This is a genomic window from Streptomyces sp. NPDC057617 (assembly GCF_042800555.1).
Lineage (GTDB): Bacteria > Actinomycetota > Actinomycetes > Streptomycetales > Streptomycetaceae > Streptomyces.
In genome coordinates this window covers 32351-46074 of record NZ_JBHVGV010000001.1, presented here as the reverse complement: position 1 = coordinate 46074, position 13724 = coordinate 32351, and the positions used below count along the sequence as shown (strand labels likewise).

Genomic DNA, 13724 nt, shown 5'->3' with positions numbered 1-13724 from the left:
CCCGCACCCGGTATCTCGACGATTCGGCTGCGTCAGCCGGACCATCTGGCGGACGTGGTGCTGCCCACGTTCCCTCCCCTGTTCCGGTCGCAAAACGCTCGGGAGTCATGGTCGCACGCAGGCCCGGGCTCCGGCTCCGCTCCAGCCCGACGCGGGCCAACTGCCGCTCAGGAGAAGAACCTGGCATTGCCGACGCCGGGGCGGCCTCCGCCTTTGGAAGACCGGCGTTCGTGCGGGACGGGTTACCGACCGAGAAGGCCAAGGGGCTTCGCATCCTCGTCCCTGTTGAACCATCCGTCAGGTTGGAAGAGGCTCATTGCGATCTCCACAGCTTCCAGGATCTCCTCGGCGCCATCGAGAGCATCCACGAATGGATTCAGACAAAGGGCGGGTGGTTCCCGGACGGGTGATCCGATCAGCCCAGCTGCTGATTGCGTAGTTCATCGGCTGTGCCGGCGACAGCCGGACCGCAGTCGGCCGGCAGACCGTCCTTCACCAAGGCGATCGCGTGCCCAGCCGTGTCTACCTCGCCAATCACTGTCCCCCGGGAGGGACCGCAGACGCGATAGCGTCCGTCGCTCAGTGGATCGACGAACGGCACGTCCCATGAGTACGGGAACCCGGTGCAGGTCGTGAAGTGAAGTGACCAGTGGCTGGTGAACGGATACAACTGTCTCAGCCCCGGTTCGGCCGACGCTATCTCGGCAAGCGCCAGCGTTTGGCGGGCGAGGTTGAGCTGATGCGCTTCCTGGCGCAAATTCTCCAAGAGAAGTCGCCACTGCACGGTGACTGCCTCGGCCTGACCGCGTTCATGCGCTTCGGCCAGCTCGCTCACCTCAATGAAGGGGGCATCATCCTGGAGGCGGACGTACGACCCCGTCCTCCACCTGTTCGTCCCGAAACGCCGACGCTGGAGCGCCGAGCGCGCAGGCCACTGGCTCGGCTACCTCGCCACGCACCTGAGGAAGCAGAAGACGGACGCGCAGAAGCCTGACGCACACGTCATCGGCGCACAGGACATCGAGTGGTGGCAGCTGGGCACGACCATGAGCCTGCCCGCGCGCATGGTCGTCTCCGGGGCCCTGTGCGGGCTCGTGTTGGGGACGGCGGTCGCACTCGTCCAACTCCTCGTGGGCGACCCGGCGGTGGCGCTCCTCAGCACGGTCCTGAACGTGCCAGGAATCGGCCTGACCTTCGGGCTCATGCACGGATTCGCGTCGAAAATCGAGGCCAGCGGCGCGTTCAGGCCGTCCCGCATGCAGATCGCGGTACGCGGCGAGTCAAGGGGGGCGAGGTCGAGGAGAGTACGGGAGAGGCTCCTCCCCAGAGTCGGCGGCGGGCTGGCCGGCGGACTGGTCTTCGGGGTCATCTTCGGTGGCGGATCGGCGGTTTACTCAATGCTCCTGTCCTACCCCTGGCCCTTGGCCGCCCTGGTCTTCGGGGAGTGGCTCGTGGTCGGGCCCCTGCTCGGACTGGCGGCCGGGATCGTCCTCGCGCTGGCGGTCTGGCTCGAGACGGACGCCAAGCCGCAGGAATCAGTCAGCGCGACGGACCTGTTGCGCACGAACCGCACCATCGTGCTCGTCCAATCGGCCGCGGTGGGGCTTGTCCTCGGGCTCGGATACGGAACCGTCGTCACGCATTTCAACGGCTTCACCCTCGGCCTTTCGGCCGGGATCGGGGCCGGACTCGCGGCCGCGGCCGGGGTTGGCACACTGACCGCGTGGGGCCGCTGGGTGGTCCTGGTCCGCCTCTGGCTGCCCCTGTCGCGACGCCTCCCCTGGAGGGTGAACGCCTTCCTGGACGACGCCCGCGTTCGAGGCGTACTGCGCCAGGCCGGCGCGGTCTACCAGTTCCGCCACGCGAGGCTGCGGGACAACCTCGCCGAGGTCCACCCGCAACACGAACAGCCGACGGAAGGCGGAAGCCCGTGAGCGCCGGGCGCGGCACGGCCCGCGGCGGCAAGCGGACGTGCGGCACCTGAGCGGCGGCCCTGGGCGTCACCGGAGCGATGACGGCCACGCCGGGCATCGTGGCAACATAGGGCACCCTGCCCGCCTTCGCCAGTGACCACACCGCCCCGTCAGCACCACATGCCCGCAACCTCGTCACCAAGCAACCCACTTGCGCAAACCGGCCCCGGTCGGGTGCGGGAGCGTACGCGGCCCCGCACCCGCCGTACTGCCTCACCGCAGCGGCGCGCTCGAGCGCGATCGAGAGAGCGAATCAACGCGTGAGAGACCTGGCAGGCTGGACCTGTGCCCCGACTCCTGGCCTACGCCACCCAACTCCGCCTCATCATCGCGCGGATCGTCGGATACGGACGACCGCTCCGGAGACGAACCACTGGAGGAGGGCGGCGGCGAGGTGGACTCCGGACCTCGCAGCTTCCAGGGATTCGGGAACTGTGCCGGCTGGCAGGAGGCCCTGTTGCCGCGGTTCCATGCGGCCCCGGCGCACCGGGCCGGGGCCGCAGTCACCAGGTCGGCCCGGGGCGGTGGTCAGAAGATGGATGACAGGCCGCTGGTGATCGAGGACACGAGTTCCTTGCCTTCCTCTGCGACCTTGTTGACCACGGGGGCAACCTTCCTGGCGACCGGGGTCACCCACCGGGACTGGCCGAGTGTGACCAGGCTGAGGGCGGGGCCGATGGCGGAGTCGATGAACGCGCCGCTGGTGAAGCCGTGTTCGATGCCGGTGAACAGGGCGCTCAGCGCGCCGGAGCCCAACGACACGGCGCCGAAGAACGCGGCGACCGGGGCCAGTGGGGGGAAGACGAGGCTGGCGAGACCGAGGCCGGCGGCGAGGAATCCCGATCCGATGCTGACGTAGTTGAAGGCGTCGGCCCACCAGCCGGCATCCGACCACCAGTCTTCCTGCCCGGCGTTGCTGCCGTTCTGGTTGACGTCGTCGTGGGTTTCGCTGTCGGCCGGGTTGGTCCCGTTGCTCCGGTCCTGCTTCGCCTTCTCGGCTGCCGCGCGGGCGGCTTCCGCTATCTCGGCCCGACGCTTCTGGGTGGCGATGGCGCGGGCCTGGCTGGCCGCCGCCGCCGCTGTCTGCGCGTCCTGGCCGGCCTCCAGGGCGGATGCACGGGCGCTGGCGGCGGAAGCCTGGGCACTGTAGGAGGAGTTGAGGGCCGAGCGGGCAGAGTCGATGGCCTTGTTCGCCGAGTAGTTCGCCGAGCGTGCGGCGCCGCGTGCGGTCGCCGCCGCCGTCTTGGCCTGGTTCGCTGACGCCTGTGCGGCTGTGGCGGACGCGTCCGCGGCATCGGCGTTCTGCTTCGCTTGCGCGGAGTAGTCGTCGGCCTTCTGCGCCGAGGCCAGTGCCTTGTCCGCCCACTGCTGCGCCTCCACCGCGGCCTGGCGTGCCTCGGCCCCCGCCTTCGAGGCCAGTGCGGCGCTCTCCTGCGCCTTCTGGGCGATCTTGGCCGCTGCCGCGATCGCTCCACGGATCGCCGCAATGTGGGTGGCGGAGTCGTGGTCGAGCTGGGCGGACGCGTGCTGCACGACTTGGACGAAGTTCCTGCGCATCCACGTCGGGCCCTCCAGGGCCACCTCCGCGTACGCCTTGGTGTACTCGCCTCCGGTGGTCACCAGCTCCGCGGTGGTGACGGCGTCGTCCTCCCGTACGGCGGCGGGGTAGGTACGGTCGAAGAAGTCCTGCAACGCCTCGGGGGTGTTCGCGTCGAGAGCGTCGTTGGCCGCCTTGGTGACGGCCCTGCCGGGCTTCTGGCCGAGGATGCGGGCTATCTGTACCTTGTTGTCGTCCTGCGAGGCCCGGATCACGCCTGAGGTGATGAAGTCGCCGACCGCCGTTGCACTGGAGCTCTCCAGAGCGGCCTGTGCGGCCTCCGCGATGGTGGGGCTGGATATCTGGGCGATGTAGAGAACGGTCTCACGGTCGTCCTGGTGCTGGGCGATGGCCCGGTCGAGGTCGACCCAGGAGAGCAGGTCGTCGTCGCTGCCGGCCAGTGCGAACTGGGCGGCTTCCCGCGTCCACGCGCCCTTGGCGGCGAGCAGACCGGTGGCGGCCCTGCGGCCCAGCGTGGCGGCCAGCGGCAGGTCGCCGGCCTCCCACAGAGCTTGCTCGGCCGCGGTGATCAGATCCTTGACGGCCTGCTGGGTCTGCGCTTCCTGGGCGCGCTTGTTCTCGTACTCGGCCTTGTCCTCCGTCTCGATCTGGGCCAGCAGCCGGGCCTCGTCCAGGCCCTGCAGCTTCTCCTGCTGCAGGCGCGCCAGTTCCGCGTCCCGTGCAGCCTGTTCCACCGTGAGGGCGTTCTCCACGGCCTTGGTGGCGGTGTTGGCCGCCTTCACCGACTCGGCGGCGTGGGCGGTCGACCTGTTCGCGTAGTCGATGGCCTGGCCCGCGTACTTCACGGCCTCGTCGGCGGCGTCGGCCGCCTTCTCCGCGTGGTCGGCGGCGGAGTTGGCGGCGTCGCGTGCGGTGCGCGCGGCGGTGGCCGCCGTGTTCGCCAGGGCCTGGGCGGTGGAGGCGGCGTTGGTGGCGCGGTTGGCGGCGGTGGTCGCGATGTCGGCCTGGCGCTTGGCCTCCGCGGCCTGCGCCTGGGCGATTCCGGCCGAGGCCGCGGCCTGCGCGGAGGCGCTGGCGGCGGCAGCGGCGTTGCGGGCGGCGGCAGCGGCCGAGGAGCCGGCACTGGCGGCCTGTGCGGAGGCGGTCGCCGCGTAGTCGGCGGCCTTGGCAGCCGACCGGGCCTTCGCCGCGGCGTTGCGAGCGGCGACCGCGGCGTTCTTGGCGGCCTCGGTCTTGGACGCGTCCTTGGAGGCGGCGATGGCGGCGTTGTAGGCGCGTGACGCGGCGCCTCCGGCGTTCGAGGCGGCCTGGGAGGCGGCGGTGGCCGCCCAGGACGCGCGGCGGGAGGCGGACACCGCGGCGTTGGAGGCGTTGATGGCGGTGCGTGCCGCGTTTGCCGCGCCCTTCGCGGCGTCGGCGGCCTTGCGGGCGGCCGCCCCGGACTTCTGTACGTCGTCCTTGGCGGCCTCCGCCTCGGCTGCGGCCTTCTGCGCCGCTTCCTTGGCCTTCGTCGCGGCGGTCTGGGCCCGCTCGGACGCCTCGACGGCCAGGTCGGTCTCGGCCTGGGCGCGATTGCCCTCCCGCTCGACGACCGCGACGAGTTCCTCGATCGTCGCCGACTCCTGGTCACGGGCGCGTGCGATGTGCTGGCCGGTGTCGAGGAACCACTGGACGCCCGACGCCGTGCCGCTCAGAGCGCGGTCCGCGTACTTCCGCACCTCGGGCCCGGCCTTGAACAGCATGGTGGCGATCTGGACCCTCGCATCCTCCAGGCGGGCGGTGAACTGACCCTCTGTGAGAAAGTTTTCCAGCGCCTTCTGCGTGCCCGCGTCCAGGGCGGCGGAGGCCTCCCGCTGGACCGCCTTGCCGCCGGTGGCCGAGACGGTGGCGCTCGCCACACGCAGGTCTTCCAGGAGAGCGGACTTGAAGCCGTCCTTGAGGAAGGCGGCGATGGTGCTGTCGCCGTTGTCGAGAGCGGCGACGGCCTCGCGGCGCAGGCCCTTGCCCGAGCGGGCGAGGTAGCTGACGATCGCGACGCGGTTGTCCTCCACGGTCGCCTTCGGCAGCGTCCCGGTGAGGAAGGCCTGAATGTCGGCATCGGTGCCGAAGAGCACGTCGGCGGCTGCTGCTTTGGTGGCCTTGCCACCCGTCATCCATGCCTTGACCACCTTCGCCCGGTCGGTGTCCGGCAGCGCGAGCGGATCGGTCGCCGTGGCCTTCGCGGTGGCCGCACGGGACACGGGCGCCAAGGCCAGGGGCGAGGCGGCGGCGGCCGTGACTGCCGCGAGTGAGCCGAGGAGCCGTCTCCGACTCCAGAACATTGTCTGCATAGGGATGTTGTCCTCGTGGTCTCTGGTGATGAGGAAGATCAGCGATCACTGACGCGGCAGGCTCCCCGCGCGCCCGGGCCGTCGTGTGCGGCGCCGGCGAAGCGCGACCGCAGCCTGCGCAATGAACGTAACCATAACAACGCACCTTCATGCGGAAATCAATTGAACGCAGTGGAAAGAAACCCGGAGCGGGTTGCGCTTGCAGTGGTTCGCGCAATTGTCAACAGAATTAATCCGAGGCTTCGTTATCGTTTCTTTATAATGGCCGTGCAACCTTTCGGGGACGTGATGAGCGTCACGTCCGGTTGTCGACTGCCGTCCTTTTTATGGGTGTTGGAGGAGTGGACAGAACCGGAAGATCAAGGTGACATGACAATGACGGAGCGGGTTCCCCGCCTTGAGGAGGGTCTTTTTATCCGCAGGGTGGGGAAGCGAAAAACGTGGGAGGGTGGAAGTCGTTGGCCCCTCATCAAAAGGGCCGGAGAGTACCGTCCTTGGTTTCTGACGCCCTCATTCCGGTCTTGAACCACGTTACGGACATAGATTCAGAAGCAACGAATTTAGGAATGCGATGAAGGCACACACCACAATCGCGGCGAAGCCGCGGCGGAAGAGCTTCCTGGCCCGCACGCTGGGCGCGGCGGTCGTCGGCGTCCTGGCGTGGGCCGCGGTGGCTGCCGGCGCTGCCGGCGGGTCCCATCCCGGGGCCGGTACGACGGTGAGCGTCGCGGATGACGCTCCTGCCTACGCGGTCGAGGACTTCAACTACCCGGAGGCCGACGAGATCCTGGCGGAGCAGGGCCTTGTCCTCAAGCGCGGCGACGGTCACATCACGCTGGCCGACTGCGCGGGCGGCACCGGCCTCATCCAGATCATGGCCCGCAAGGAGGCGGAGATCATCTGCTTCCGGGTCGTCGGCAACTCGGGCTGGCTGACCATGGAGATCCCCGCCGTCTTCACCGTCAAGGGCAACGACTACGACACCGAGATCGACATGACCGTCGGCACCGAGAAGAAGTCCTTCGACATCCTCAAGAACACCTGGACCGCGGTGGGCGAGAGCGCGGAGGAGCAGGGCCGCGACCACATGCTCGTGGAGATCAGGACCGCCAAGTAGCGCCGAGCAAAGACCGTTTGCCCGATCTGCCATCAAGGAAACTCACCCATGCCACACGCCAGACCCGCACGCCTCACCGCGCTAGCCGCATCCCTGATCGCGGCATCCGCCATGCTCACCACCACCCCGCCCGCCGCCGCCGTGACCGGCCCCGCCGCCGCTGACACCACCTACGCCTACACCGCCCAGCTCATCGTCGGGGACCACGACCGGGGCTGCTCCGGCGTTCTCGTCGACAGGGAATGGCTGCTCACCGCGGCCAGTTGCTTCGCCGCCAACCCCGCCGCCAGCCTCGACGTTCCTGCGGGCAAGCCGCAGAAGAAGACCACCGCCACCATCGGCCGCAGCGACCTGACCAGCAACGCAGGCGCGGTCCGCGACATCGTGGAACTCGTACCCCGCACCGACCGCGACTTGGTCCTCGCCCGGCTGAACCGACCGGTCACCAACGTCACTCCCATCACCCTGGCCACCACCGCGCCCACTACGGGCGAGGAACTGAAGCTCGCCGGGTTCGGCCGCACCAAGACCGAGTGGGCGCCACTGAACCTGCACACTGGCGCGTTCTCGGTGGACGCGTCGACCGCCACCAGCGCCACGCTCACCGGCAAGGACGGCGTGGCAGCGTGCCAGGGCGACACCGGCGGCCCGCTGGTGCGCGTGACCGGTGGTACGCCTCAACTGGCCGCCCTGAGCAGCCAGTCGTACCAGGGCGGCTGCTTCGGCACGGACGCCACCGAGACCCGCACCGGAGGCATCGTCACCCGTGTCGACGGCCTGGGCGACTGGGTAGCGGCCAGGACCAGCGCGACCCGTCTCACCGACTTCAACTGCGACGGCGCCGAGGACGTCGCAGCAGGCGATCCCAAGGCGTCCGTGGCCCAGTTGTCGGAAGCAGGCCTGGTCAAGGTCGTCTACGGCGCCGGCAAAGGCTCCGTGACGCTCCACCAGGACCTCAGTTATGTGCCGGGTGAAGCAGAGGCGGATGACGAGTTCGGCTCGGCTCTGGCCGTGGTCGACCACGACGAGGACGGTTGCACCGACCTCGTGGTCGGCACCCCCCTGGAAGACGTCGGCACGACGGTGGACGCCGGCTGGGTGACCGTCCTCTACGGTTCCCCGGACGGACTGGGCCTGGGCAAGGCCGCGCTCAACCTGGAGCAGGGCACCGGCACCGGTGCCATCCTCGAACGGCCGTCCCAGGCCGACGACCGGATGGGCGCCGCGCTGGCCGCCGGCCGGACCGCGACCGGCGAGCCGTACCTGCTGATCGGCGCGCCCGGCAAGAACCTCAAGGGATTCGTGGACGCCGGCCTCGCCTACTACCTGCGCGGATCCGTCAGTGTCTCGATCCATCAGGATTCTCCGGGCGTGGTGGGCGTCATCGGCGCCGACGACGAGTTCGGAGCCTCCGTGGCGGGCTCGCCGAACCACATCGCGATCGGCTCCCCCGGCGAGACGGTCGGCACCAGCGCCGACGCCGGCGCGGTGACGATTCTCAAGCACGAGGTGAACGCGGACGGCATCCCCGCCCCGGTGGCGACCGTCGATCAGGACTCCGATGGCATCAGCGACGCGGGCGAGCCGGGCGACCGGTTCGGTGAGTCGCTGTCGATGGTGGCGTACCGCCCCGCCGGTGCCACCGCCGCATCCGACTCGATCCTCGCCGTCGGCACCCCCGGCGAGACTCTCTGGGTCGGCACCAACTCCTTCCCGCAGGCGGGCCAGGTGAGCACGCTGCGGGTGACCGCGGCCGGCACCGTCAGCGAGCAGGCCACCATCCACCAGGGCGTCGAAGGCGTGAACGGTGCCTCCGCGGCCGGGGACGGCTTCGGCACACAGGTGGCCGCCGCGAACACCGCGCCGAACGCGACGGGCACGGCCTCGACCATGCTGCTGGCGGTCGGCGTACCCGGCAAGGAGGTCGGCACGGCCACCGATGCCGGCGTCGTCCAGACCTTCTCGCTCCTGGGCGCTCCGGGTGACTCCGACCACTGGATCGAAGCGGGCAACGAACGCGGCCTGCCCGGCACCCCCGGCGCCTCGCAGCTCGTGGGCAAGTACATGAACGCCACCGGCACCCACCTGTGGATCGGTATGCCGCACGGCCCCGCCGAGCGCGGCGCCGTCCACGGCCTGCCGTGGGCGAACGCCATGGGCGGCACGGGCGCCACGGTGATCACGTACCAGCCCGGTCTGAACGGCCTGCCCCTTACCGGCAAGGCGTTCGGTATGGTGATCCGCTGATCAGTCGGCCGTAGGGTCCCCGGGAGGAAACGTTCCTTCCGGGGACCACTCCTGCCGATCGCCACCCCGCCGGAGCCCCACCCTCTTTCCAAGCTCCTGACGTGGCTGCGGGTAACAGGCGTCAGGACCAGTAGGCGCATCCTCATCGATACCGGTGACGTCGGCGCCTTCGCCGCCTCCGGCCATCTCGCCGCCTACGCCGGCCCGGCCCCCGACCGCCGCATTTCCCGCCTCTCCGCCCGCGGCGAAGAACGACACATCCATCCCGGACTGAACGCTGATTGATGCTTCGCGCGGGCCGGGGATCGAGCCAATCCGTGATGTGCACTCATGAAAGGATTTCGATGAGATCAGCCATGCGAGCCGGGCGTACTCGCCGAATCGTTTTGTCGCTGTTGACTGTCGTGGCACTGGGAATTGCCACGACCGGTATGAGTTCGGCAGATCAAGCGCAGAAAGCGTCTCTTCGCCAGACAGTCAGGCTCGACACGGCCGGCTCGTCCAGTGGTCCTGCTGAGTCCTCGCCCCTTTCGAAGGCTTCAGGGGAGCGCTGCGAGCACACGCGCGTGGGCTCGAAAGAACGCAGGGCAGGCGCCACCGAATCCTGTGTCAGAGTGAGTTCTGTTCCCATGAAGTCAGTCGGCGGTCAAGCGCTTACCGAAAACGGGCGCATATCACGGTCAGACCTCGCTGACGAAGGCGACGCAGGCAGCTGCGACATAACCAACCCCGGCGCCTACACCTATAAGCGCTTCGAGTATTGCGTGACGGGGGTGAACGTCCTCTACATCCTGCGTGACAGCAACGGCAAGGAGATGGGACGGGGCACCCTGGAGGTCTCGGCCAGTGCGACCCTTCCGGCGAAGGGCACAGGCTGGAACGAGCAGATCACCGTGAAGATGACGAGTGCGAGCGGCGGTGTCACCGCCCTCAACGCCAAGTTCCGCGCCTCCTGCACGGCCGGCTGCACAACGACGAAGACCGCGCCCTGGTACGGCGGTGACCTGACCACGGGCCAGTCCGTCAGCGGCTCCGTCATCTACTCCTCGACCCCCGCCGCCAACACCGGTGTGGAGTTCACCACCTCGTACAAGATGTACGTGACCTCCCCGGGTGCCACGGCCGTCGATCCGAACGCCTCGTGGGACAACCCCCGCAAGATCCGATGCGACGACGCCGTCCGAGACACCACCAGCACAGGCACTCCGTCGCCGGGCTGCGTCATCCCCACGGTCATGGCCGTCGTGCCGATGGACACGCAGGGCTCGGACCCGGGTGGCGCGGTGGCCGCCTATCAGTGGGCGCAGCAGAACCTCACCGACAGCTGGGGGCGGAACAAGCCGCTGACCAGGGAGAAGAGCGGAACGGCCGACCGTACGGGACGCACCTGCGGAAGCGGCGGTTCGGAGCCTTTCGAGGCACTGACGGAACTCGTCGAGACCGACACCTGTGGTGAGTTCCCCTTCGCCGAGGCCCGGGAAGGAGGAACCGACGGCGCTCGGTGCGTCGAGGTGATCCCCAATGCCAGCAGTGGTGGATGGGACACCTACATCCTTGGCGACAGTCGGGATCTGGATCCCGCCGCGCCCTGTGTGCGTGCCCATGTCCCGGCCGCCGACAAGCAGTTCGCCGACGAGAAGCTCACCGAGGGCTTCGAGAACCAGCGGGTGATCGACGCCGAGCAGTTCAAGGTGGAGTTCACGACGCCGGCCGCTGTCCCGCAGGCCTCCTGCCTGGCGAGCCCGCCGGCCGGTGCGCTTCCCTCCGGCGACGGGTGGATCAAGAACACCACCGAACCGGTCGCCCACGTCAACAAGACCACCAACCCGCTCGGCCCGGCCGGCACCCGGCCGACCATGGCGCAGGCCTGCCTGGGGAAGACGCTCGGCAAGGGCAAAGAAGCCACGGGAGACATCACCGGCTGGCGGGACGCGCAGTTGTTCGCCCAAGCGAACCCGCCCATAGTCGGGCAGGCCCGGTGTCACCTGATCGCGAACATCCTCGGCGGACCGGGCAGGATTCGGGACGGCGGACAGAACAACCTCGTCCCCTGCTGGCAGGTGGGGATGAACACCGGTACGCCCAGCATGCGGACCTACGAGTTCGAGGCTCAGAGGACGGTGGCACTGGACTCCTTCGGGCCGAACGACGCGATCTTCTACCAGGTGACGCCCGTCTTCCGGGATGCCACCAGCACGATTCCGGTGGGAGTCACGATGAGCGCTAGCATCGAACGGGCGAACGGAACGACGGAGCAGCTGTTCCCCAACGTCTACGTACCCAACACCCAGGAAAACACTGGGCTGCTCAACCTCGGAAACTGATCTCAGCCAGTTCGTGCCCACGGGAGCCAGAATGAGTCGCACCACCCCGCCGCGGCCGTTCGACGTCACCGCGCTCTTCCCTCAACTGGCCCCCCTGGCACGCACGGCGACCCGGCTGCATCCCCGCCCCGGGTCGCTGTCACCGCACGACAGCTCCGTCGGTGGGCCGCTGCTGTGGCCCGCCGACGAGCCGTGGCCGCACTGCGAAGGACCACACGTGTGGGACGGGGTGAACGTGGCCCTTTCGCCGGAGGACGTACGGCTGTGGCGTCGTAACCGGGCGGAATCGGAAAGTCGGCGGCGCCGCGATCCTCAGGGGCCCTGGGCCACGCCCGAGGAGCTGGCGACCGAGAAGCGGATCATGGCCGGCCGCCCGTGGCCCGAGGGCCCGATCGCCATGCTGCCCGTCGCCCAGCTGTACGCACGTGATATCCCCCTGCTGCGCCCGCCCGGCCAGTCCGAAGCCGATCTGCTTCAGGTGCTCTGGTGCCCCTTCGACCACCCGGCGCACCCAAGGACCGCACTGTTCTGGCGGTCCGCCGCGACCGTAACGGACGTACTCGACGCACCGCCCGAGCCGCCCGCGATCCAGTTCCCCACCTATCTGCCGGAGCCGTGTCCGCTCACACCGGAGCAGGCCACCGAGTACCCCAGCTATCTGGAGCTGAGCAAGGAGCTGCAGGAGCAACTGGGCGACTGGAGCAGGTGGCAGGCGGCCGGATCTGCGCTGGACAGCTCCTATGAGGTCGCCCCGGAGGAGCTCTACATGGACATGTTGTCCATTTCCCCCGGCTGGAAGGCCGGTGGCTGGAGCCGTTGGGGCCTCACCGATCCCATGCCCCGGATCTGCTCCGCATGCAGCACCGAGGCGGTCCCGCTGCTGACGATCGCCACCACCGAATGGGATGACGCCACCGAGAGCTGGGTCCCCGAAGAGGACCAGGCGAACCCCACGCCGCTCCTCCCCGGTACTCCTCCGGCGAACTTCACCATGATCGACCTCGCCCGAGGCTATGACCTGCAACTCCACATCTGCCCGGCGTCCCCGGATCATCCGCACATCGAGCTGATCCAGTGAGGATGCGTCATCTTGAAAGTCGCCGGTCAGCGTCTGTCCGGTGAGGTTCGGTCGGGGTGTTCTCGCTGGTCGGGGGCGGCAGTCTGAGCTGAGAGGGCTTCTCGAAACCGAGTGTGGGGCCGGGGGTTCCGTATGGGTGTGCTGTTCAGGTGATTGTGGCCGGGCAGGGGCATGAAGGCAGGGCCTTTCGGTAGCGCAGAGGGACAATCCGCCCGGAGGGCACTGCAATCCGACCGACATGACAGGCGCGGAGCGGGCCGCCGTCCGCGAGATGATCCCGAAGCCGGCGTGGGGGAGGGCCGGGGTGGCCGGCCGGAGGAGTACTGCCACCGGGACATGCTCGACACGATCCCGTACATGGTGGACAACGGTGTGAAGTGGCCTGCGCCGCCTGCGGATTACCCGCCATGGAAGACGGTGCACGGCATCACCGGCTCAGGCGCGTGCGGGCGACAGCGGATACACCGGCATGCTGCTGGGCCGGTGCGTGACCGCCATGAGCCTGATGCTGACAGTCATCCGCCGCAGCGATAGCCAGAAAGACTTCGTCGTCCTGCCCGAGCGGTGGATCGTCGGGTGGACCTTCGCCTGGCTCACCCGCTCCTGACCTTGCCCGCGACTACGAGCGACTGCCGGCAAGTTCGGAGGCGGTGATCCTGTGGTCGATACACGCCCTGGTACCGCAATTGCGGTACCAGTCCCGGACCGTGCCGTCGGCGAGCACAGGCGGCGACTCCGGGGTGCCGACGGCGGCCAGCTCGAAGAACGCGGGTTCGATGCCGCCCTGCCGGCCCGTACTGAAGCGAGCCTGGATGCCAGAGGGGCGGAGGACACCGGCGGGTGATTCTCCGAGCAGGGCCGTAACGGCGTCTGATCCGGGTGGTGTTGGGCGGGCAAGAGGAACTGATCTGTGCGGCCGCCGTAGCGGTCCTTCAGGCTGTGGCGGTCTCTCCGGCGCAGGCGGATACGACGGTGAAGCAAGGGTCGATGGGGCTGAGCGTGAAGGGAAAGGGGCCGACGGAGACCGGCGCTGGCGGGTACATGGACGGGCATGGCACCGGGGCCCGCGGCCGTCTGTACGCGATCGCTCCGAGCGC

At 68.9% G+C, this 13724-nt stretch carries 9 protein-coding genes; 7 read left to right on the top strand and 2 right to left on the bottom strand.

Annotated features, from left to right (window positions below):
- Positions 1-415 precede the first annotated feature (415 nt).
- Positions 416-835 carry a DUF6193 family natural product biosynthesis protein gene (locus ACFU9P_RS00185; protein ID WP_384076492.1) on the bottom strand — a complete coding sequence of 140 codons (420 nt, stop codon included), beginning with the start codon at positions 833-835 and terminating at the stop codon, positions 416-418.
- A 4-nt stretch (positions 836-839) separates the two neighbouring features.
- Between ACFU9P_RS00185 and ACFU9P_RS00180 the strand changes: the two genes are divergently transcribed.
- The gene (locus tag ACFU9P_RS00180) at positions 840-1934 is read left to right on the top strand and encodes a hypothetical protein (protein WP_384076489.1); all 1095 of its coding nucleotides are present in this window, start codon (positions 840-842) and stop codon (positions 1932-1934) included.
- Between the two features lie 567 nt (positions 1935-2501).
- Here ACFU9P_RS00180 and ACFU9P_RS00175 read toward each other — a convergent pair.
- A complete protein-coding gene (locus tag ACFU9P_RS00175; protein ID WP_384076486.1) occupies positions 2502-5861 on the bottom strand; it encodes an ALF repeat-containing protein in 3360 nt (1119 codons plus the stop codon).
- A gap of 571 nt (positions 5862-6432) precedes the next feature.
- Between ACFU9P_RS00175 and ACFU9P_RS00170 the strand changes: the two genes are divergently transcribed.
- The 6 genes from ACFU9P_RS00170 to ACFU9P_RS00145 all read left to right on the top strand — a co-directional run bounded on the left by ACFU9P_RS00170 (position 6433) and on the right by ACFU9P_RS00145 (position 13234).
- Entirely contained in the window at positions 6433-6978 is a 546-nt protein-coding gene (locus tag ACFU9P_RS00170; RefSeq protein ID WP_376380903.1) for a hypothetical protein, read from the top strand.
- Between the two features lie 48 nt (positions 6979-7026).
- A complete protein-coding gene (locus ACFU9P_RS00165; RefSeq protein WP_384076484.1) occupies positions 7027-9225 on the top strand; it encodes a trypsin-like serine protease in 2199 nt (732 codons plus the stop codon).
- A gap of 773 nt (positions 9226-9998) precedes the next feature.
- Positions 9999-11549 carry a DNA/RNA non-specific endonuclease gene (locus ACFU9P_RS00160; RefSeq protein ID WP_384076481.1) on the top strand — a complete coding sequence of 517 codons (1551 nt, stop codon included), beginning with the start codon at positions 9999-10001 and terminating at the stop codon, positions 11547-11549.
- Between the two features lie 31 nt (positions 11550-11580).
- On the top strand, positions 11581-12627 hold the full coding sequence (locus tag ACFU9P_RS00155; protein ID WP_384076477.1) for a hypothetical protein: 1047 nt from the start codon (positions 11581-11583) through the stop codon (positions 12625-12627).
- A 171-nt stretch (positions 12628-12798) separates the two neighbouring features.
- Positions 12799-13161, top strand: coding sequence for a transposase (locus ACFU9P_RS00150; protein ID WP_384076474.1), 363 nt, complete (start codon positions 12799-12801; stop codon positions 13159-13161).
- Positions 13097-13234 carry a hypothetical protein gene (locus tag ACFU9P_RS00145; RefSeq protein WP_384077932.1) on the top strand — a complete coding sequence of 46 codons (138 nt, stop codon included), beginning with the start codon at positions 13097-13099 and terminating at the stop codon, positions 13232-13234. The genes ACFU9P_RS00150 and ACFU9P_RS00145 overlap by 65 nt, the downstream gene beginning before the upstream one ends.
- Positions 13235-13724: the final 490 nt, after the last annotated feature.

Bases quoted from the DNA above. Each gene is read 5' to 3' on its own strand.
- ACFU9P_RS00145 (WP_384077932.1), top strand. From the start codon at position 13,097: ATGCTGCTGGGCCGGTGCGTGACCGCCATGAGCCTGATGCTGACAGTC.
- ACFU9P_RS00155 (WP_384076477.1), top strand. From the start codon at position 11,581: ATGAGTCGCACCACCCCGCCGCGGCCGTTCGACGTCACCGCGCTCTTC.
- ACFU9P_RS00170 (WP_376380903.1), top strand. From the start codon at position 6,433: ATGAAGGCACACACCACAATCGCGGCGAAGCCGCGGCGGAAGAGCTTC.
- ACFU9P_RS00180 (WP_384076489.1), top strand. From the start codon at position 840: ATGAAGGGGGCATCATCCTGGAGGCGGACGTACGACCCCGTCCTCCAC.
- ACFU9P_RS00165 (WP_384076484.1), top strand. From the start codon at position 7,027: ATGCCACACGCCAGACCCGCACGCCTCACCGCGCTAGCCGCATCCCTG.
- ACFU9P_RS00175 (WP_384076486.1), bottom strand. From the start codon at position 5,861: ATGCAGACAATGTTCTGGAGTCGGAGACGGCTCCTCGGCTCACTCGCG.
- ACFU9P_RS00150 (WP_384076474.1), top strand. From the start codon at position 12,799: ATGAAGGCAGGGCCTTTCGGTAGCGCAGAGGGACAATCCGCCCGGAGG.